The 19,565-nt window shown below is 64.0% G+C and carries 21 protein-coding genes; all 21 read left to right on the forward strand.

Annotation, left to right across the window (positions count from 1 at the left end):
• Positions 1-11 precede the first annotated feature (11 nt).
• Positions 12-803, forward strand: coding sequence for a flagellar basal-body rod protein FlgG (gene flgG, locus NLN62_RS28145; protein WP_027527195.1), 792 nt, complete (start codon positions 12-14; stop codon positions 801-803).
• A 13-nt stretch (positions 804-816) separates the two neighbouring features.
• Positions 817-1,293 carry a flagellar basal body P-ring formation chaperone FlgA gene (gene flgA / locus NLN62_RS28150; RefSeq protein ID WP_245288243.1) on the forward strand — a complete coding sequence of 159 codons (477 nt, stop codon included), beginning with the start codon at positions 817-819 and terminating at the stop codon, positions 1,291-1,293.
• Positions 1,290-2,420: a flagellar basal body P-ring protein FlgI gene (flgI, locus tag NLN62_RS28155; RefSeq protein WP_027527197.1), complete on the forward strand. Its 1,131-nt coding sequence runs from the start codon at positions 1,290-1,292 to the stop codon at positions 2,418-2,420. Before flgA ends, flgI begins: the two co-directional genes overlap by 4 nt.
• A gap of 67 nt (positions 2,421-2,487) precedes the next feature.
• Positions 2,488-3,234 carry a MotE family protein gene (locus tag NLN62_RS28160; RefSeq protein ID WP_027527198.1) on the forward strand — a complete coding sequence of 249 codons (747 nt, stop codon included), beginning with the start codon at positions 2,488-2,490 and terminating at the stop codon, positions 3,232-3,234.
• Entirely contained in the window at positions 3,234-3,929 is a 696-nt protein-coding gene (flgH, locus tag NLN62_RS28165) for a flagellar basal body L-ring protein FlgH (protein ID WP_027527199.1), read from the forward strand. The genes NLN62_RS28160 and flgH overlap by 1 nt, the downstream gene beginning before the upstream one ends.
• A 42-nt stretch (positions 3,930-3,971) precedes the next feature.
• Positions 3,972-4,415 carry a flagellar basal body-associated FliL family protein gene (locus tag NLN62_RS28170; protein ID WP_027527200.1) on the forward strand — a complete coding sequence of 148 codons (444 nt, stop codon included), beginning with the start codon at positions 3,972-3,974 and terminating at the stop codon, positions 4,413-4,415.
• Positions 4,412-5,152, forward strand: coding sequence for a flagellar type III secretion system pore protein FliP (fliP, locus tag NLN62_RS28175; protein ID WP_254111044.1), 741 nt, complete (start codon positions 4,412-4,414; stop codon positions 5,150-5,152). The genes NLN62_RS28170 and fliP overlap by 4 nt, the downstream gene beginning before the upstream one ends.
• Before the next feature lie 244 nt (positions 5,153-5,396).
• Positions 5,397-6,326, forward strand: a complete 930-nt coding sequence (locus tag NLN62_RS28180; RefSeq protein ID WP_254111045.1) for a flagellin — start codon at positions 5,397-5,399, stop codon at positions 6,324-6,326.
• Positions 6,327-6,602: 276 nt separating this feature from the next.
• Entirely contained in the window at positions 6,603-7,538 is a 936-nt protein-coding gene (locus tag NLN62_RS28185) for a flagellin (RefSeq protein ID WP_254111047.1), read from the forward strand.
• Between the two features lie 310 nt (positions 7,539-7,848).
• On the forward strand, positions 7,849-9,474 hold the full coding sequence (gene fliF / locus NLN62_RS28190; protein WP_254111049.1) for a flagellar basal-body MS-ring/collar protein FliF: 1,626 nt from the start codon (positions 7,849-7,851) through the stop codon (positions 9,472-9,474).
• Positions 9,471-10,139 (forward strand): hypothetical protein, encoded by a 669-nt coding sequence (locus NLN62_RS28195; RefSeq protein WP_027524768.1) that lies wholly within the window; start codon positions 9,471-9,473, stop codon positions 10,137-10,139. Before fliF ends, NLN62_RS28195 begins: the two co-directional genes overlap by 4 nt.
• A gap of 6 nt (positions 10,140-10,145) precedes the next feature.
• Positions 10,146-11,435 (forward strand): MotB family protein, encoded by a 1,290-nt coding sequence (locus tag NLN62_RS28200; RefSeq protein WP_027524767.1) that lies wholly within the window; start codon positions 10,146-10,148, stop codon positions 11,433-11,435.
• The gene (locus tag NLN62_RS28205; RefSeq protein WP_027524766.1) at positions 11,432-12,619 is read left to right on the forward strand and encodes a chemotaxis protein; all 1,188 of its coding nucleotides are present in this window, start codon (positions 11,432-11,434) and stop codon (positions 12,617-12,619) included. Before NLN62_RS28200 ends, NLN62_RS28205 begins: the two co-directional genes overlap by 4 nt.
• Positions 12,616-13,905, forward strand: a complete 1,290-nt coding sequence (locus tag NLN62_RS28210; protein WP_027524765.1) for a flagellar hook-length control protein FliK — start codon at positions 12,616-12,618, stop codon at positions 13,903-13,905. The genes NLN62_RS28205 and NLN62_RS28210 overlap by 4 nt, the downstream gene beginning before the upstream one ends.
• On the forward strand, positions 13,856-14,437 hold the full coding sequence (locus tag NLN62_RS28215; protein WP_027524764.1) for a transglycosylase SLT domain-containing protein: 582 nt from the start codon (positions 13,856-13,858) through the stop codon (positions 14,435-14,437). Before NLN62_RS28210 ends, NLN62_RS28215 begins: the two co-directional genes overlap by 50 nt.
• 82 nt (positions 14,438-14,519) lie before the next feature.
• The gene (locus NLN62_RS28220) at positions 14,520-15,749 is read left to right on the forward strand and encodes a flagellar hook protein FlgE (RefSeq protein WP_027524763.1); all 1,230 of its coding nucleotides are present in this window, start codon (positions 14,520-14,522) and stop codon (positions 15,747-15,749) included.
• Between the two features lie 31 nt (positions 15,750-15,780).
• Complete coding sequence (gene flgK / locus NLN62_RS28225; protein ID WP_254111050.1) at positions 15,781-17,268, forward strand: flagellar hook-associated protein FlgK; 1,488 nt, start codon at positions 15,781-15,783, stop codon at positions 17,266-17,268.
• Complete coding sequence (locus tag NLN62_RS28230; protein WP_027524761.1) at positions 17,265-18,323, forward strand: flagellar hook-associated family protein; 1,059 nt, start codon at positions 17,265-17,267, stop codon at positions 18,321-18,323. The genes flgK and NLN62_RS28230 overlap by 4 nt, the downstream gene beginning before the upstream one ends.
• Before the next feature lie 53 nt (positions 18,324-18,376).
• Positions 18,377-18,721, forward strand: a complete 345-nt coding sequence (gene flaF / locus NLN62_RS28235; protein WP_027524760.1) for a flagellar biosynthesis regulator FlaF — start codon at positions 18,377-18,379, stop codon at positions 18,719-18,721.
• A complete protein-coding gene (flbT, locus tag NLN62_RS28240) occupies positions 18,721-19,131 on the forward strand; it encodes a flagellar biosynthesis repressor FlbT (protein WP_027524759.1) in 411 nt (136 codons plus the stop codon). The genes flaF and flbT overlap by 1 nt, the downstream gene beginning before the upstream one ends.
• A gap of 14 nt (positions 19,132-19,145) precedes the next feature.
• Complete coding sequence (gene flgD / locus NLN62_RS28245) at positions 19,146-19,562, forward strand: flagellar hook assembly protein FlgD (protein WP_027524758.1); 417 nt, start codon at positions 19,146-19,148, stop codon at positions 19,560-19,562.
• The last annotated feature ends 3 nt before the right edge of the window (positions 19,563-19,565 follow it).

Below are 19,565 nucleotides of genomic sequence, written 5' to 3' on the forward strand. Positions count from 1 at the left end.
GGAATCAAGCTGTGAAATCGCTCGCCATCGCGGCCACCGGAATGAACGCGCAGCAGACCAATATCGAGGTCATTGCGAACAACATCGCCAACATCAACACGACGTCGTTCAAGCGGGCGCGTGCGGAATTCACCGACCTCTTCTACCAGATGGATCGCATGCAGGGCGTTCCGAATGCGACGGGCTCATCGCCGATCCCGGAGGGCGCCAATCTCGGTCTTGGCGTCAAGTCGGCGGCCATCCGCAAGCTGCACATCCAGGGCGCGCTCACGCAGACCGGCAATCCCTACGATTTGGCAATCAACGGCCGCGGCTGGTTTCAGGTGTTGGGCCCGAACAACGAGGTGCAATATACCCGCGCGGGCTCGTTCAACACCAATGCCAACGGCCAACTCGTCACAATGGACGGCTATTTGCTGGATCCTGCGATCACGGTGCCGCAGGGAACGGTCCAGGTCACGGTCAACCAGACCGGACAAGTGTTTGCCAAGCTGGACACGGAGGTGAACCCGCGCCAGATCGGCCAGCTCAACCTCGCGAACTTCGCCAACGAAGCTGGCCTCGAACCGCTGGGCAGCAATCTCTATCGCGAGACCACGGCTTCCGGCACGCCGGTCGTCGGTCTGCCGGGCGATTCCGGCTACGGCAAGATCAACCAGCAATATCTCGAGGCTTCGAACGTCGATCCCGTCAAGGAAATCACCGAGCTGATCTCCGCGCAGCGCGCCTATGAGATGAATGCCAAGGTCATCACGGCCTCGGATGAGATGGCCCAGACCGTGTCGAAGGGTCTTGGCCGCTAGTTCCGGTGTATCCATGTCGAACAGGCTCGGCCTGATCATGCGCGGGTTGGCCGCCGCGCTGCTGGTGCTCGCTTCTGCATCCCTGGCTGCGGCCGAGGATCGGCGACTTCCGGTGCCGGCCGTGTCGATACGCGCGGGCGAACTGATCCGCGAGGACATGATCACGGAGCGTGCCTTCGCGGCCAACCTTCTCGGCGTCGCCATGTTCATCGAAGGACGTCAGGTGCTGGTCGGACGCATGGCGCGGCGCACGCTGCTGCCGGGCCAGCCGATCCCGACCAATGCGGTCGAGGATCCCTGGACCGTCGCGCGCGGGGCTATGGTCAAGGTCGTGGTCGAAGACAGCGGCCTCTCGATCGTCACCTACGGCTCGGCCCTGCAATCGGGCGCGGCGGGCGCGCTCATTCCGGTGCGCAACACCGACACTGGTGTGGTCATCAGGGGTATCGTCCAGCCGGACGGCACCGTTAAGGTGATGGATGGATCATGATCAGGCTGCTGCTTGCGTTCATCCTCATCGCCTCCGCGACAAGCGCCCAGGCTGCCGTCCGTATCAAGGATATCGCTGATATCAAGGGACTGCGCGAAAACCAGATCGTCGGTTATGGCCTCGTCATTGGCCTCAACGGCACTGGCGACACGCTGCGCAACGCCCCGTTCACGGAACAGTCGCTCCAGTCGATGCTCGAGAACATGGGCATCAATGTCCGGAACGACACCACCAGCACGACCAACCCGACGCGACCGACCACGCTGCGCACGCGCAACGTCGCGGCGGTCATGGTCACCGCGGACCTGCCGCCTTCGATCTCGCCGGGCGAGCGCATGGACGTGACGGTGTCCTCGCTCGGAGACGCCACCTCGCTGCTCGGCGGCACCCTCGTGATGACGTCACTACGGGGGGCTGACGGCGCTGTCTACGCGGTGGCGCAAGGGGCCGTCACCGTTGCCGGGTACAGCGTGGGAGGCCAGGCGCAGAATGTCAGCCAGGGTACGCCGACCGCCGGTCGCATTCCGAACGGCGCGCTGATCGAGCGGGAGGTCCAGGGGAGCCTTCACGAGATGGAGTTCCTCGTGCTCGAGCTGAAGAACCCCGATTTCGTCACTGCAACGCGAATTCTCGATGCCATCAACCGCTATGCCGGCGGCCGCTACCGGGCGCAGATCGCCTTCGAGCGCGACTACCGGACCATCGTGCTGTCGAAGCCGAGCTATGCCGGCCCGGTCCGCTTTCTTGCCGAGATCGGCGAATTGACCGTCGAGCCGGATACGCCCGCACGGGTGGTGATCAACGAGCGTACCGGCACGGTGGTGATTGGGCGCGACGTGCGGATTTCGACTGTCGCGGTGACGCACGGCAATCTGTCGGTTCGCATAACGGAGCTTCCCGTCGTGTCGCAGCCCGCGCCGTTCTCGCGGGGGCAGACCGTGGTCGTTCCGCAGACCATGGTCGAGGCCAACGAGCCCGGGGCCCAGGTTGCGATCCTCAGCGGCGTCGATTTGCAGCGGCTGGTGCGCGGTCTCAACCAGATCGGCCTGAAGCCGTCCGGAATTATCGCGATCCTCCAGGCGATCAAGACGGCGGGCGCGCTCCAGGCCGATGTGATCGTCCAATGACGCGCAAGCGCCATGCAAGCCTGATCGCGCATGTCTGTCGTCTCGATCGCGATTCGCGTACGGCCCGATGCTGAAGCTGGATTACAAAACGCATCTCTTCTGCTTGATCGCGGTGTCGGTGCTGGCGAGCGCATCGCCGGCTGCGGCGCTGGACGAGCCGAAGCCGTCAAAGCCGCTCAATCTGCTCTCCTTCGCGCGAGCGCGCGCGGCTGGTCCGCAGAAGCCTCGCGCGCCGATCACGCCGCCTCCTAATGACACGAATTCGGTGAGGGCGACGGCCTGGGCTGCGGAAGATGCCGCACCCCTGACCACCGGCGCGGTGCCGGCTCCCGAGACGCCGCCTGTCACGCGCCCGCCCAAGACGGGCAGCGTAGCGCCGAAGCCCGCGCCACCCGTTGCGGCTGCGGCGCCCGAGAATGACGTTGCGCAGTTCTGCAGCAGCGTCGCAGACCCCGCCGTCGACGCGCGGCTGGCCTGGCAGTTGAAGGAGCTGGAGAAGGCGGAAAATCTGCTGCGCGAGCGGATCGCGGAGGTCGAGGCCAAGCGGACCGAATACGAGAAATGGATGGCGCTTCGCGACGAGTTCCTGAAGAAGGCCGAAGCGAGCGTGGTCGAGATTTATTCGCGCATGAAGCCGGAATCTGCCGCGACCCAGATCGCCAGCATGACGGACGAGACCGCCGCGGCCGTGCTCGCCAAGCTGAGCCCCAGGAGCTCGAGCGCGATCTTCAATGAAATGGATACGGCCCGCGCGGCGCATCTGGCCGATCTGCTCGGCGGAATGCGTCGCGTGGACGACGGAAAGACCAAGTAATGAAGAAGCCGATGCTCATCCTGTCGCTCGTGTTCCTGAGCGGTTGCGCCCAGGACCCGTCCGAGATCCTGCATGGGCCGCAATTGTCTCCCGTGGGCGACGGCCTGAGGACGCAGGCATATCCGATCCCGGTGACGCCCCGCGTCCGCACCCCGGTCAGCTACCGTTCGACCTGGGACGACGGCACCGATCTCTACCGCGACCCCCGCGCGCGGCGCGTCGGTGACGTCGTGACGGTGATCATCTCGATGCAGGACAAGGCGAAGCTCGACAACAAGACCGATCGCTCGCGCGACTCTCAGATCAAGTTCGGCCTCGACTGGTTGATGGACGTTGCGGGATGGAAGGACAAGGGCCAGGCAGGCGCCAACCTCTCCACCAATACCCAGATCAAGGGCAACGGCCAGATCGACCGCGCAGAAGACATCCAGCTGTCGGTTGCCGCGATCGTGACCGACGTGCTGCCGAACGGCAACATCATGATCAGCGGATCGCAGGAATTTCGTGTCAACACGGAGATGCGCGTGCTCAACGTCGGGGGCATCGTGCGTCCGCGGGACATTTCGCGGGGAAACACGATCTCTTATGAGAAGATCGCCGAGGCACGCGTGTCCTATGGCGGTCGCGGAAATCTGTCTGACGTGCAGCAGCCAGGATGGGGGCATCGGGTCTATGACACCGTGGCGCCGTTCTGAGGCCGAGGCCAATCGGGTCGCGTTGCGACGACAGGGGCCGCCATGCGCCTGATCGCGGCCATCGTGATCCTGACGCTGCTTGCGGTCGGCGCCGGCGCTGTCACGGGCTATCACCTGCTGGTGACGGCCGAGCGCGTCGTCGATGCCAGGAAGAACGTCACCCCGCCGCCCGTTGCGTCGACCTACACAGGGACGGCACGGTTGCGGAAGCTGTCGCCGGTCGTCACCAATCTTGCGGCGCCCGCCAACAATTGGGCCCGCGTCGAAGCCTCCATGGTCACCGACAGCATGAACGACGAGGAGGCGGGCATTCTGGCCGCCCACATCAGCGAGGACATCGTCGCTTATCTCAGGTCGGCGACGGCTGCCCAGTTCGAAGGCGCGCGCGGGCTTCAGCATCTGCGGGATGACTTGTCCGAGCGGGCCAATGTCCGCTCCTCGGGCAAGGTCCGCGAATTGATTATCGAGACGTTGGTGATCCAGTGAGAACGAGAGTCCTGCTGCTTGCGTTGCTGCTAATCCTGCTGCCCGAGGTGGCGCTCGCCCAAATTCCGGACCTCAACTCGCTGCTGCCGCCTGGAAACGGCTCGACCAGCGGCCGCATCATCCAGCTGATGGCGCTGATCACGGTGCTGTCGGTGGCGCCCGGTCTGCTCATCATGGTGACGAGCTTCACGCGATTTGCGGTGGCGCTGTCGTTCCTGCGCTCCGGTCTCGGCCTTCAGACCACGCCGGCCAACCTTGTCCTGATCAGCCTCGCGCTATTTATGACCTTCTACGTGATGGCGCCGACGTTCGATCGCGCCTGGGAGACCGGCGTCCAGCCGCTGATGAAGAACGAGATCTCGGAGGAAGAGGCCTATCTGAAGATCACCGATCCGTTCCGCGAGTTCATGCTGGCCCATGTCCGCGACAAGGATCTCCAGACCTTCGAGTCGCTCGCCGCGGAAAGCTTTCGCAGGAAGTTCGACGATAAGCGCATCGACCTGCGCGTCATCATCCCGGCCTTCATGATCTCCGAGCTCAGGCGCTCGTTCGAGATCGGATTCCTCATCATGCTGCCGTTCCTGGTCATCGACATGATCGTGGCGACGCTGACGATGTCGATGGGCATGATGATGATGCCGCCCACAGTGATCGCGCTGCCCTTCAAGATGCTGTTTTTCGTGCTGATCGACGGCTGGAACCTGCTCGCCTCCGGACTGGTGCGGTCGTTCTCGTAAGAGCCGCGATCGTCGGCCTACCGGCTGGTTATGGTTAGTGAAAAGTAATATTAACCATATGATATTGCTACGAAATTCAAGCTGCCCTTAATCTGGAAGCAAGATTCGACGTGCTAGCAATGCGTCACGGCGGGTTGGACCCCACCCACATCAGTCCAAAGGCATGATGCCGCCCCTCCGTACCGGTGAAAGCCCGGTATGTCCCCTGATGAAAATGTAACGCGTACATAAAGGGACATTCGCAATGTCGAGCCTGCTTACGAACTCTTCCGCCATGACCGCGCTCCAGACCCTGCGGTCTGTGAGCTCGCAACTCTCTACCACGCAGACCCGGATCTCCACCGGCCAGCGCGTGGCCACCGCTTCGGACAACGCCGCCTACTGGTCGATCGCGACTTCGATGCGTGCCGACAACGCTGCGCTCTCGGCCGTCTCCGACTCGCTCGGTCTGTCGGCCGCGACCGTCGATACCGAATATACCGCTCTGAACTCGGTCATCGGCGACAGCAACTCCGGCCTGACCAAGCTCCAGTCGCTGCTGGTCGAAGCCAAGACCGCCGGTATTGACCGCACCAAGATCCAGGCGGACATCACCCAGATCCAGCAGCAGATGCAGAGCACCGCCAATGCGGCGACCTTCAACGGAATTAACTGGCTGAGCATCAACACGGGCAGCGGATCCACGGCCACGCCGGCGACCTTCAACCTCGTGTCGTCTTACTCTCGTGTCGGCAACACGCCCACCACCGGTTCCATCACCGTGACGACCGCCAACTACGCGCTCTTCACCACCGGCGGCGCAAGTCCGACCGGCATTCTCGACGCGCAGACCTCGAGTGTGTCGGTCGCCAACATGACCATCGGCACGCTGACCGATGCGGCGACCGACCAGGCCACGCTCGATGGCTACATCGCGCAGGTCACCGCTGCGATCAACTCGGTGGCCTCGGCCGCCGCCAATCTCGGTGCCGTCAAGAACCGCATCTCGACCAACACGGACTTCGTGAAGTCGCTGATGGACTCCGTGGATCGCGGTGTCGGCCAGCTCGTCGACGCCGACATGAACGCGGAATCCACCCGCTTGACGGCCCTCCAGACCCAGCAGCAGCTCGGCGTTCAGGCGCTCTCGATCGCCAACCAGAACAGCCAGAGCATCCTGTCGCTGTTCCGCTAAGCCTCAAACCATCTTGGGAGGGCCGCGCTTCTCGCAAAAGCGCGGCCCTTTCTATTTGGCGTGACGCCGAGCGCACGCCGTGATGTCGGCTGCCCTGTTGCAACAGGGGCACAAAGCCACAAGCCCCACACAAGCTTCAGCCGCTAACCTCGCCGTTACGACAGGTTGGGCTCTTCAACGATTTTCCGCAGCCCAAAGGCATGATGCCGCTCTGCCGTACCGGTGCAAGCCCGGTATGTCCCCAAAACTCAATCCAATCTTCAAAGGGACATCAAAATGGGTTCTAGTCTGCTTACCAACTCCTCTGCAATGACCGCGCTCCAGACCCTCCGGTCTGTCAGCGCCAACCTGCAGACGACCGAAAACCGGATCTCGACCGGCCAGCGCGTCTCGACCGCCTCGGACAATGCCGCCTACTGGTCGATCGCGACCTCGATGCGCTCCGACAACGCCGCGCTCTCCGCCGTCTCCGACTCGCTCGGTCTGTCGGCTGCGATGGTCGACACCGAATATACCGCTCTGACCTCGGTTATCGGCGACAAGGACTCTGGCCTGACCAAACTCCAGGCGTTGCTGGTCGAAGCCAAGACCGCCGGTATTGACCGCACCAAGATCCAGGCGGATATCACCCAGATCCAGGGGGATATGAACCTCAAGGCCAACTCGGCGACCTTCAACGGAATCAACTGGCTGAGCATCAACACGGGCAGCGGATCCACGGCTACGCCGGCGACCTTCAACCTCGTGTCGTCGTACTCCCGTGTCGGCGGCACGCCCACCATCGGCTCCATCACCGTGACGACCGCCAACTACGCGCTCTTCACCACCGGCGGCGCAAGTCCGACCGGCATTCTCGACGCGCAGACCTCGAGTGTGTCGGTCGCCAACATGACCATCGGCACGCTGACCGATGCGGCGACCGACCAGGCCACGCTCGATGGCTACATCGCGCAGGTCACCGCTGCGATCAACTCGGTGGCCTCGGCCGCCGCCAATCTCGGTGCCGTCAAGAACCGCATCTCGACCAACACGGACTTCGTGAAGTCGCTGATGGACTCCGTGGATCGCGGTGTCGGCCAGCTCGTCGACGCCGACATGAACGCGGAATCGACCCGCCTCCAGGCCCTGCAGACCCAGCAGCAGCTCGGCGTTCAGGCGCTCTCGATCGCCAACCAGAACAGCCAGAGCATCCTGTCGCTGTTCCGCGGCTAAGCGGCGCTTTCGAAAACGACCGTGCTCCCCGAGGGAGCACGGTCCTCGTCCTAAGCGACGACCGGGGCGGCGTCCCGTATACCGCCTAATTCATTCCGAACGTTTCCCTATCGATCACCGCCGCGCGCCGACGCGCCGCGATCTTGCATCGCCAGCGCGATCGTGCCCGGTCTAGTTCGTTCGTCAGCCTCCGATCTCCTTGTAAAATTGCAACGCCTCGCCTGCGAACTGACACATTGGTGTCCTTGCGCAACCTTCAGACAAGGTTGGCAGCGGAGTGTCCTTTGCGTTCGCATTGGTACGAGGTCATATGCTCAGTCGCGCGCAGGTGCAGCAGCTGCTCAACAATCTGCTGGAGCTTGGCCCGCGACGCCTGATGGCATTGGGGCTGATCGGTTTTGCCGTTCTCGTTACCGTCGTGGGCGGCGCCTATTATCTGAGCCGGCCTGAATTCGAGACCCTCTATACCGGCCTGACGCGCGAGGACGTGACGCGGATCGGCGCCGCGCTGCGCGAGCAGAACATCGCCTTCGACGTCAATGCGGCGGGAGATGCCGTCTCGGTTCGCCCGAGCCAGACCATGCAGGCGCGCATGCTGCTCGCCGAGAAGGGGCTGCCAACCAGCGCCAATTCCGGCTACGAGCTGTTCGACAAGATCGGCTCGCTCGGCCTGACCTCCTTCATGCAGGAGGTCACAAAACTGCGCGCGCTCGAAGGCGAGATCGCGCGCACCGTCCAGCTCATGAAGGGCGTGAAGGCGGCGCGGGTCCACATCGTCCTTCCCGTGCGCGGCTCGTTCCGCGCCACGCAGCAGCCTCCGTCCGCGTCCGTCGTGCTGCGCACCGACGGCGCGATCGAGGCGCGCACGGCGCAATCGATCCGCCAACTCGTTGCCGCCGCTATTCCCGGCATGACGCGCGACAAGGTGACGGTGCTGGATGCCGACGGCACGATGCTGCTCGCCGAGGAGGACGAGGCGAGCGCTGCGCCGACCAAGATGGCAAGCCTCCAGAAGATGGTTGGCGGGATGGTGCAGGAGAACATCCGCAAGGCGCTGACGCCGTATCTGGGCCTGGATAATTTCGAGGTCAGCGTCGCCCCGCAGCTCTCGACCGACAAGCGGCAGATCAACGAGACCGTCTATGATCCGGAAGCGCGCGCCGAGCGTTCGGTGCGGAACGTTCGCGAGAAGGAGACGTCACAGAACGCGGATCGCTCGACGCCGACCACGGTGCAGCAGAATCTTCCGGACCAGCAGGTCAATGCCGGCGGCACCAAGAACTCCAATGAGGAGAAGAATCGCCGCGAGGACGTCACCAATTTCGAGGTGTCATCCAAGACAACGACGACGGTCAGCGACGGTTATTCCGTGAAAAAGCTGTTCATCGCGGTCCTGATCAACCGCGCGCGGCTGGTTGCCGATCTCGGCGACAAGACCAATCAGGCCATCGTCGACAGCAAGATCGCCGAGATCAGCCAGCTCGCTGCCACCGCCGGCGGGCTGGACAAGCAGCGCGGCGACCAGATCCAGGTGACGGCCGTCGACTTCGTCGAGGGCTCGCGTGAGCTCGCGCCGGTGCCGCCGATCGGCTTCGTCGAGATGCTGAACCGGCAGATGGGAAGCTTCATCAACGCGGTCACTATCCTGGCTGTCGCCTCGATGCTGGTCTGGTTCGGTCTTCGTCCGGCGGTCAACGGCATCCTCACTCATCGCGCGCAGCAAGAGCAGGTCGAGGCCGCAGAGGCGGCCGCCCAGCTCGAGGCTGCAGCCCTGGCGCTGCCTGAGAACGAGGAGGCGGAGCTCAACCTGGTCGAGGACCTCGAAGGCAAGATGCAGCGCACGCCGCAGAAGCGGCTTGAGCAGATCGTGCGGCTCGACCAGACACAGGCGGCTGCGATTCTCAAAGAGTGGATGCGTCGGGAGGAGGCGGCATGAACGCGGCAATCGGAAAGCTGCTCACGCAGTTCGACGCCAATGGACGGGCGAGGCCAGGCGAGAAACCGAAGCTGCCGGAGCCGGCGGCGAAGCCGAAGGAGGTCAGGCGCGAGCCGCCGCCTCAGCTTCAATCCCAGCCTCAACCCGCCGCGCCGAAGGTTGAGACGCCGCCGGTCAATCTCCTCGACGATGCCTATCGGCGCGGCTACGCCGCTGGCGTTGCGGAAGGAGATGCCAAGCTTGCGGAAGAGCGCGTGCGCGGCGCGATCAGGCTCGGCGAAGAGCGGGCCAAATGGTCCGATCAGCAGGCCGTTGCGATCGTGAACGGCTTCACCGCCGCTTGCCGTGAGCTCGAAACCAATGTCGCAAGCTCGGTGGCCCGCATCCTGCAGCCGTTTCTCGTCGATGCAGTCCGCGACAAGGCGGTTGCGGCCCTGGTTGAGCAGATATCGACGCTGACCTGCCAGTCGCCCGTGCCGGTGTTCAAGATCACGGGGCCGAGCGACCTGCTCGAGCTGGTCAAGACTCAGCTCGACACGGCGCGGCGGACCGGCATCGAATATCAGGTCGCCGACAGCTTCGAAATCCGCGTCGTCGCCGACCAGACGGTGATCGAGACGCAGATCTCCCCGTGGATCGAGCGACTGAAGGATGCGCGACGGTAATCCGCCATGAGCGACGTCCAGCCCGAGCTCGTAATCATCCGCCGCCGCAGCGCGTTCGACGATGCGCCGGCCAAAGGCGGCGTCTGGAAGATCGCCTATGCGGACTTCATGACCGCGATGATGGCGTTCTTCCTGGTGATGTGGCTGCTCAACGCACTCAACCAGGACCAGCGCCAGATCGTGGCGAGCTACTTCAATCCGATCGAGCTCGCCGAGAACGCGCCGGCGCCGAAGGGTCTCAAGGATCCCCGCAAGAAGGACCCTGCCGCGTCCGAGGGCCAGGAAGGCAAGCGCAAGCCGGCGGGCACGAGCGAGGAGCGCCATGGCGACTCGCCCACGGCCGAAAAGCCGCCATTCTACGAGGAGAAGGTGCTGTTTCGCGACCCTTACGCGACGCTCGCGGAGATCGCGGCCGGCTCGAGCCAGGCGGCGGGGCAGCGGCGCGTCGGGGCGCTCGCCTCCGCGGAGGAAGAGGGCCTGAAGGGCGGCGAGGCCTATCGCGACCCCTTCGATCCCGGTTTCTGGAAGTTCGCCCCGCAAACGGCGAAGGACGGACCGGCGAGCGAGACCGAGCCCACCCCAAATCCTGCCGCGCGCAACAATCCTGCCGCCGCGGACCAGGGCGAGCCTGCGCGTCGAAGCAAGGCTGATGACGCCGGCGCCACGGCCGATGCGCAAGCGCCGTCCGCCGGCATGTCGCCTCTGCTGCCGCCCGCTCCTGCGCCTACGCAGGCTGGCCGTGATGGCAAAGCGCAAGTCGATGCTCAGGCCAACGTGCAGGCGAATTCTGCCGCAAAGGACACCGAGCCGCGCGACGCGGCACAGGCGCAGCAGCCGACGGTCAAGCAGTTGCAAGCCGCGATCACCGACGTGCTCTCGGACATCAAGGCCGGCGCCGGGCCGGTGGCGGAGGTGCGCCAGGTCGAGGAGGGGCTGCTCGTCAGCCTGACCGACGATGCGAGTTTTGGCATGTTCGCGGTCGGCTCCGCCGAGCCGCGCCCCGAACTGATCCGCGTCATCGACAAGATCGGGCCGCTGCTGACCAAACGACCGGGCACGATCATCGTGCGCGGCCATACTGACAACCGGCCTTACCGGTCGGATACCTACGACAACTGGCGGCTTTCGACCGCGCGCGCCCAGATGGCCTATTACATGCTGGTCCGCGCGGGCGTCGATGCGCAGCGGATCGAGCATGTCGAGGGTTATGCCGACCGCCGCCCGAAGCTCACGAACGATCCGGCGGCGGCACAAAATCGCCGGATCGAGATTTTGATCCGGGAGAAGCGCCCGTGATCGGCCCGAGAGCTTTCGCGCTGCTTTTGCTGCCGTTCGCTGCGGCGAACGCGCTCGCCGCAGCGCCGGAGCCAGCGCCCTCGACGGAAGAGCCATATGCGCTGGTCCGTTCGTTGCAAGCCGTGCAGGACGGCATCGCCAGCGGCGATGCCGCCGCGCAAAGCGGTCATCTCGCGCTGATCCGGCAGGTCGGCGAGAAATTCCTTGCCGCCGATCCAGGCGTGTGGAGCAGCCCGCAGAACGGCCAGGCCATCGTCGTCTATATGCTCAGCGGCGGCGCGCCACAGGTCGTGCGCAAGCTTCCGCGCGAACGGATTAATGTCGACGAGCGGCTGTTCAATGGCGCGCTCGCCTATGTCGAGGGCCGCCAGGACGAAGCGCGCGAGCTTTTGAAGGACGTCAAGCCGCGCTCGATCCCGTCGAGCATGAGCGGACAGATCGCACTGGTGCAGGGCGCGCTGCTCGCAAGCTCCGATGCATCGGTCGCGATCGAGCGGCTGGACGACGCGCGGCTGCTTCTGCCGGGCACGCTCGTGGAAGAGGCGGCGCTGCGGCGTGAGATTGTGCTGGTCGGGCAGGCGGAGGATTTCGACAAGTTCGAGTTCCTGACGCAGGCCTATATCCGGCACTATCGCAACTCGGTCTATTCCGGCGATTTCTGGCAGCGGTTTTCCTCGGCCTTGACGCGTTCGAGCCTCGCGCTCGACGAACACCGCTTTTCGCGGACCACGGCATTGCTCGACCAGATCGACCGCGGGAACCGTCTCAAGCTCTATCTGGTGATCGCCAAGAGTGCGCTGGTCCGCGGGCGGCTTGCCGTGGTGCGACTCGCAGGCGAGCAGGCGCTGTCGCTGAGCGCCGACGGGAGCGTGGATCGCGAGCGGGCGCATCTGTTCCGGGGGAGCGCCCGGGTGCTCACTGGTGACTATGAAGGCGGCCTCACTGAACTGAAGGCGACCGACAGGTCGAAGCTGCCGGAGCGCGAGGCGTCTCTTCTCAATGCCAACATCCAGCTCGCGCTTGACCTTCGCAAGCCGATCTCTGGCCCGCCGTCCGCGATAGCCGCCGACAAGCCGCCGCCCACGCCGGCGCGTCTGGACCTGGCGTCATCGGCTGCGACCCTTGCGCGCGCGCAAAAGCAGCTCGAGGAGCTGGAGCTTCTGACCAAGGACCGCCGCCCATGACCAAGCTCAACGGCACTTCTGGACAGCTCTTCTCTGCCGTCGCCGAAAGCATCAGCGCGCGAGGAACGGTCCGCTCCGGAAAGAACCCGACCGGGCAGGGCGCCGCGGACTCCGCGTTTCATGATCTGCTTCACACGGTGTCGAACCTCGCAAAACGGGCCTTGAACGATTCCGGAAATGAAGCGGCCGTGAAGTCGGCGGCACTGCGCACGCACCTCGCGCAATTGACCGAGCGCGACGAACCGAAAGACGAGTCGCTCGACGACCGGACCTCTTCGGCCGAAGAGCCGCAAGCTACCGGCAAGCACGATCCGCTCGATCTCGCACCGAAGGCGGAGGTCCAGAGCCGCTTGAGCCTCCCCACGATGGTCGGGCCGGAGCTTGCCGCCGTGGCGGTCATCAAGCCGCAGGCGCAATCACTCTCGGGCGACAAGAAGGATGCGCCCGCGCGATCGGAGCGATCTCTTGGCGGACGTGAGCTATCGGCTGCAAGCGTTGCGAACGTGCAAACAGTTGACATCGCCGAAACCAGACCGCGAACGCAAGTTGCCCCTCCGCAGGTTGCGACAGTGCCGCAAGGCAATGCGCCTGCGCCAAAGGCGATGCCTGGAGCATCTGGTTTCGAAGCCGTCACGGCGAATGTCGAGCGCGCCGCGAAGGTGTCCGCTCGCGATGCGCTACCGGAAGCGGCAAAGGTGACTGTCGTCCAGCAAGAGACCCATCTTCCACCCGTCGCGCAGTTTAGCGCGCCTCAGCAGGTGGCGAATGCTGTCGTCACTGAATTAGAGAACGCCGCTGCGCCGGCGTCATCCGCCGCACCCGATCTCACTTCAGTCCAAGGCAATGCACCCGATCAGCCGCTGAAAATCCTGACCATCAGCCTCGAGCCGCCCGCGCTCGGCAATGTCACCGTGCGGCTTCGCCTGGTCGGCGAGTCCGTCTCCGTTCATCTTGCGGCCGACCGCAAGGACACCAGCCAGATGCTCGACCAGCAGCGCGACTCGATCCGCGAGCTCATGCAGTCGGCGGGTTATGTCGCCGAGGTCGCGCCGGTCCAGCACGGCGCGCTGGATGGATTTCAGGCAGGCTCAGGCCAGCCACAGCCCTCGCTCTCCGGCCAGCCACAATCGCAGAACGCGCAAGGAGCGTTCGATGGCTCGAACGCATCGTCCGGCCAGTCCGACGGCGGAGCGCGGCAAGCGAGGGACGAGCGCCAGCCCAACCAGGAGACGCGTCATGAGCAGGACGTGGCCCAGCGCACTCGTCGCGGCCCTGTTTATCTTTAGTGCGACCGCCGCCGCCGCGGGCGCGGACGGCTCGCGCCCTTGCGAGCGCGAGATGGTGCGCGCGGCGCAAGCGCACGGCATTCCGCTCGGCATCCTGTATGCGGTTGGTCTCACCGAAACCGGCCGCCGTGGTGCGCTCTACCCTTACGCTCTCGGCGCCGAAGGCCAGACGGTGTTTGCCAAGGACCTCGACGACGCGATGGCGAATTTCGAGGCGATGCGACATCGGGGCGTCAAGCTGATCGATCTCGGCTGCATGCAGATCAACCATTACTATCACGGTGACAAGTTTGCTTCCGTGCGGGCGATGTTCGATCCCGCCAGCAATGTCGACTACGCCGCGCGCTTCCTCAAGGAACTGAAGCAGCGCGAGGGAAGCTGGACCATGGCGGTCGCCCGCTACAATGCGGGTCCCAACAATCAGCCCGCGCAGAAACGCTACGTCTGCCACATCGTTGCTCATCTCGTCGCTAGCGGGTTCGGTGCCTGGACCGACAAGGCGCGCGCCTTCTGTCAGAAGGAAGCGGCGTGACGACGATGCGTGCGATCTACGGCCAGCCCCGCGCAAGCAAGCACGGTCATTGTAAGCCCAATATACCAAAGGAGCCCAATCCATGAGCCTGTATGGCGTAATGCGCACCGGCGTGTCCGGCATGAGCGCGCAGTCCAACAAGCTGTCGACGGTTTCGGACAACATCGCGAACGTCAACACCACGGGCTACAAGCGGGCTGAGACCGAATTTTCCTCGCTGATCCTGAAGAGCGGCACCGGCAATTACGATTCTGGCGCGGTCGAGACGCATGTCCGCTACGCGATCACGGATGCCGGACATGAACAGTTCACGACGTCGACGACCGACCTCGCCGTCCAGGGTAACGGGTTCTTCATGGTGTCGGACGCCACCAACACACAGCAGTACCTTACGCGAGCTGGCTCGTTCGTGCCGGACAGCCAGGGCAATCTGGTCAATGCGGCTGGCTTCTACCTTCTGGGTTACCCTGGTGCTGTATCCAATATCTCCTCGAACAGCACCGCCGGCATGCAGATCGTCAACGTCAATCTGGCAACGCTTCAGGCCACGCCTTCGACCCTGGCGACCGTCACCGGCAATCTGGACCCGAGCGCGGCCGTCATCGCCGGTCCACCCACTCCGGCTTCCTACTCCGCGAAGAGCTCAATCGTGGCATACGACAACATCGGCAGGCCGGTGACGCTCGACGTCTACATGAGCAGGACCGCAACGACTGCTGGTCTGGATACCTGGCAGGTCCAGGTCTACGATTCAGCGACGAACACCGCGCTCGCGGGTGGTCTCGGCACTTTCAACTTCGATACGACTGCGGCTGGTAAGGGCGCACTGGTCGGTCCACCAACGTCACTCACGGTGACTGTTCCCGGTGGCTCGGCCTTTACCGTCGACCTAACGGCCATGACCCAGGTGGCATCGAGCTTCAATTTCAAGGCCACAGTCAACGGCAACGCTCCATCCGCCGTCGAGAAGGTGGATATCGATAGCAAGGGTGCGGTGAATGCGATCCTTCAAAATGGGACGCAGATACAGATCTATACGTTGCCGCTCGCCGATGTCCCGAGCCCCGACAACCTCACGCCCGAGGTCGGCAACGTCTACTCGGTGAGCCTCAACTCCGGAAACCTGCAGATCGGGAGCGCCGGCACGGGCGGGCTCGGCACCATCCAGTCCGGCGCGCTGGAGGAATCCAACGTCGATCTCGCCGACGAGCTGACCTCGATGATCGAGGCGCAGCGCGGCTTCACCGCGAACTCGAAATCGTTCCAGACCGGCGCGGACCTTCTGGACGTCGTCGTCAACCTGAAGCGCTGATCCCGGCCGCGAGCAAGCCAAAGAGCAAGTCATGTCCCTCACTGCCGCTCTCGACAATGCCCGCTCCTCACTCATGGCGACGGGCGTCCAGTCGTCGGTCATCTCGCGCAATATCGCTGCCGCCAGCCAGGCCGGCTATTCGCGCAAGATCGCCGTGCTGGACACGTTGCCCGGTGCGGGCGTCTATGTTGCCGCGATCCAGCGCGCCGCGAGCGTCGGCCTGTTCACCAACGTCCTGACCGCGACGTCGGCGTCCGCCGGGCAAAGTGCGCTCTATGATGGCCTCCAGAAGATCGCGGCGTCCACGGTGGATGATCCGGAGCTGAATCAGTCGCCGACCGCTGAGCTCAACAAGCTGAAGCAGGCGCTCCAGCAATTCGCCAACGCCCCCGACAATACGACGCTGGCGCAGGCTGCGGTCTCCTCGGCCAAGGACATGGCGACCGCGCTCAACGACGCGACGAACACCGTGCAGTCGGTTCGAGAGGGTGCCGATGCCGATATGGCGACCTCGGTCGCCAACATCAATCAGCTCCTCACCCAGTTCGACACCGTCAATACGGCGATCGTGAAAGGCACGATCGCCGGTGATGATGTGACCGACTATCTCGACCAGCGCGATAGCATCGTCTCGAAAATGTCGCAGGAGGTCGGCGTCTCCATGTCGATCCGCGCCAATGGCGATGCGGCGCTCTACACCGATAGCGGTGTCGTGCTGTTCGACAAGGTGGCGCGGACGGTAAGTTTCGCGCCGACCAACGCCTACACGCCTGGCACGACCGGCAACGCCGTCTACATCGACGGTGTGCCAGTGACCGGCGCCAATTCCGTCATGCCGATCAAGACGGGCAAGCTCGCCGGCCTCGCTCAATTGCGCGACAACGCGGCGGTCACCTACCAGGACCAGCTCGATGAAATCGCGCGCGGCCTGATCAGTGCCTTCCAGGAGACCGATCAGACCGGCGCCGCACTGCCGAACGTGCCTGGTCTCTTCACCTATCCCGGCGCGCCGACGATGCCCGCGAGCGCGACCGTCTTGGTCGGTCTCGCCGGCACCATCACCATTGCGGCTTCCGTCGATCCGAATGCCACTCCCAGCGGAAACCCCAACCTGCTGCGCGACGGCGCGATTAGCGGCAACCCCGCTTACAGCTACAATACGGCCGGCAATGCCGGCTTCTCGACGCGTCTGCAACAGCTCATCAGCAATATGGATGCGGCGCAGCCGTTCGACCCGGTCGCGCAGGGCAAGCCGAGCGCCGGCGTAATCGATTTCGCCTCGTCGTCCGCGAGCTGGATCGAAAACCAGCGCAAGACCGCTGACAACGGCGTCCAGTATCAGAACACGCTGCTCGACCGCAGCAACTCGGCGCTCTCGAACGTCAATGGCGTCAACATGGACGACGAGATGTCGCTCATGCTCCAGGTCGAGCGCACTTACTCGGCGTCGTCGAAGCTGATCTCGACCGTCGACAACATGTTGAGCAGCCTGCTGGCCGCCGTGGGGACATCATCATGATGAGCGCGAACTATATCTCGACCTTGATGCTTTCCTCGTCATTGAGGTCCTCGATCACGAACAACCAGAGCGCGCTGAGCAACGCTTCCAAGGAGGCGACCACCGGCCGGTTTGCCGATGTCGGCCTCCAGCTCGGCGTGTCCACCGGGCGCGACGTGGCGCTGCGAGCGGACATGGACTTCATCGACCAGATCGTGGATACCAACGGACTGGTCTCGGGCCGCCTGGACGTGACCCAGAACCGGATCACGCAGCTTGTCTCGACCGCCCAGGATTTCCTCAAGAGCCTGATCACCGCGCGCGACGTCCCCAACGGCGCCCAGATGACCCTGCCGAGCGCCTCCGCCAATCTGCAGGACCTCATCGGCGTGCTCAACGCGTCCTACAATGGCTCATATCTGTTCGGCGGTCTGAACACGCAGAATGCGCCAATCACGAATTATGCGCCGGGCTCGACCAGCAAGAACCAGGTCGACGCTGATTTCCTGGCAGCGCCGCCCACTGGCTTCGGCTTCACGCAGAGCGCGGCTGGCGTGAGTGGTATTACGCCTGCCCAGATGCAGAACTTCCTCAACACCACCTTCGATGCGGAGTTCCAGAGTCCCGCCTGGAACAACAACTGGTCGTCGGCCACCAACCAGACGCTGAGCAGCCGCATCTCGACGACCCAGATCGTCAATACGTCCGTCAGTGCCAACCAGCAGGGCTTCCGCCAGCTCGCCGAGGCCTACACCATGCTCAGCGATCTCGGCAACGCGAACCTGAACCAGGCGACGTTCCAGACCGTCGTCAACAAGGCCATCGGTCTCGTCGGCGGCGCGATCGACAACCTCGCTGTGCTCGGCGGCACGATCGGCTCGGTCCAGCAGCAGATCTCGACCGCGACCGACAAGCTGAAGATCCAGCACGACATCCTCAACCAGCAGGTCGTCGACATGGAGAAAGTCGATCCGACCGAAGCCTCGGTCCGCATCAACACGTTACAAAACCAGATCGAGACGGCACTCGCGCTCACCTCGCGGATGCAGAAGATCAGCCTCATCAACTATCTCTGAGCCGCAGTGTCGTCGTTGTCCCGTCGTTCGGTTTCCTGCGCAAAGTGGTTCAGATGACTTTTGAAGCTTATGAAGCGGTGGTGGAAGACAGTAGCCTCGAGGCGCGGAGCCGCGAACGGATGGCCCTGACGCTCGGCATCGACCGCATGGAGCGGCTCGGCAAGGGTCATTTCAGCGCCGAGGACCTGGTCGAAACCCTGCTCTATGTCCGCCGCCTGTGGGCGATCTTCATCGAGGATCTCTCGCATCCGGAGAACGGCTTGCCCGAGCAGCTCCGCGCCGACATCATCTCGATCGGCCTGTGGGTCGTCAAGGAAGCCGATCGTCTGCGCGCGGAGAAATCGAACGACGTGGCGCAGCTCGTCGAGATCAATCGCGTGATCCGGGACGCGCTCTGATGAAGATATCCTTGCGGGCGGGCGAGCGGATCTACGTCAACGGGGCGGTGCTGCGCGTGGACCGCAAGGTCTCGCTCGAGCTCGTCAATGACGTGATGTTCCTTCTGGAAGGTCAGGTCATGCAGGCGGCTGACGCCACGACGGCGCTGCGCCAGCTCTATTTCATCGTCCAGCACATGCTGATGAATCCGACCGGCGTCGCCGATGCCGCCGCGCTCTACGCCCAGCACCACGCCGCCCTGCTGGCGGTCTGCGAGAACCAGCAGATGCTGGAGGGCCTCGCCGTGATCGACGAACAGGTCGGGACGAGCCGTTACTACGAGGCCTTGAAGCGGATAAGGGCGCTGTTTCCGGTGGAGCAGGCGATCCTGGCCGGCCCTGCGACCAACGCCCCCTTCGAGGCGGCCTGACAGCGGAGAGAGACATGAACGTCACCAGCGCCACCGACGCGACCAGCACGCAGTCGACCTCGACCGGAACCACCACGACGACGGCAACCAACACGGTCGACTACAACACCTTCCTGCAGCTCCTCATCGCCGAGATGAAGAACCAGGATCCGACCAATCCGATGGATACATCGCAATATATGAGCCAGTTCGCGCAGCTCTCGACGGTCGAGCAGGCCATGCAGACCAATTCGAAGCTCGATGCGCTGCTCTCCTCCTCGGCGCTGTCCCAGGCCGACGGGCTGATCGGGCACACGGCGAGCTATACCGATAGCAGTGGAACGACCGTGAGCGGCAAGATCGCCTCGGTCTCCATCAACACCGACGGCGCCGTCGCCACGCTCGAGAACGGCACGCGGATCCCGGTCGGCGCCGGGCTCACCATCAGCTAGCCC

Origin of the sequence: Bradyrhizobium sp. CCGUVB23, from assembly GCF_024199885.1 — a bacterium.
Taxonomy (GTDB): domain Bacteria; phylum Pseudomonadota; class Alphaproteobacteria; order Rhizobiales; family Xanthobacteraceae; genus Bradyrhizobium.

Coding starts and splice junctions, on each gene's coding strand:
- NLN62_RS28220 (WP_027524763.1), top strand. CDS start 14,520: ATGAGCCTGTATGGCGTAATGCGCACCGGCGTGTCCGGCATGAGCGCG.
- flgD (WP_027524758.1), top strand. CDS start 19,146: ATGAACGTCACCAGCGCCACCGACGCGACCAGCACGCAGTCGACCTCG.
- flgA (WP_245288243.1), top strand. CDS start 817: ATGTCGAACAGGCTCGGCCTGATCATGCGCGGGTTGGCCGCCGCGCTG.
- NLN62_RS28180 (WP_254111045.1), top strand. CDS start 5,397: ATGTCGAGCCTGCTTACGAACTCTTCCGCCATGACCGCGCTCCAGACC.
- fliF (WP_254111049.1), top strand. CDS start 7,849: ATGCTCAGTCGCGCGCAGGTGCAGCAGCTGCTCAACAATCTGCTGGAG.
- NLN62_RS28200 (WP_027524767.1), top strand. CDS start 10,146: ATGAGCGACGTCCAGCCCGAGCTCGTAATCATCCGCCGCCGCAGCGCG.
- NLN62_RS28185 (WP_254111047.1), top strand. CDS start 6,603: ATGGGTTCTAGTCTGCTTACCAACTCCTCTGCAATGACCGCGCTCCAG.
- flbT (WP_027524759.1), top strand. CDS start 18,721: ATGAAGATATCCTTGCGGGCGGGCGAGCGGATCTACGTCAACGGGGCG.
- NLN62_RS28210 (WP_027524765.1), top strand. CDS start 12,616: ATGACCAAGCTCAACGGCACTTCTGGACAGCTCTTCTCTGCCGTCGCC.
- flgH (WP_027527199.1), top strand. CDS start 3,234: ATGAAGAAGCCGATGCTCATCCTGTCGCTCGTGTTCCTGAGCGGTTGC.
- NLN62_RS28170 (WP_027527200.1), top strand. CDS start 3,972: ATGCGCCTGATCGCGGCCATCGTGATCCTGACGCTGCTTGCGGTCGGC.
- flgI (WP_027527197.1), top strand. CDS start 1,290: ATGATCAGGCTGCTGCTTGCGTTCATCCTCATCGCCTCCGCGACAAGC.
- flaF (WP_027524760.1), top strand. CDS start 18,377: ATGACTTTTGAAGCTTATGAAGCGGTGGTGGAAGACAGTAGCCTCGAG.
- NLN62_RS28215 (WP_027524764.1), top strand. CDS start 13,856: ATGAGCAGGACGTGGCCCAGCGCACTCGTCGCGGCCCTGTTTATCTTT.
- NLN62_RS28195 (WP_027524768.1), top strand. CDS start 9,471: ATGAACGCGGCAATCGGAAAGCTGCTCACGCAGTTCGACGCCAATGGA.
- flgK (WP_254111050.1), top strand. CDS start 15,781: ATGTCCCTCACTGCCGCTCTCGACAATGCCCGCTCCTCACTCATGGCG.
- NLN62_RS28160 (WP_027527198.1), top strand. CDS start 2,488: ATGCTGAAGCTGGATTACAAAACGCATCTCTTCTGCTTGATCGCGGTG.
- NLN62_RS28230 (WP_027524761.1), top strand. CDS start 17,265: ATGATGAGCGCGAACTATATCTCGACCTTGATGCTTTCCTCGTCATTG.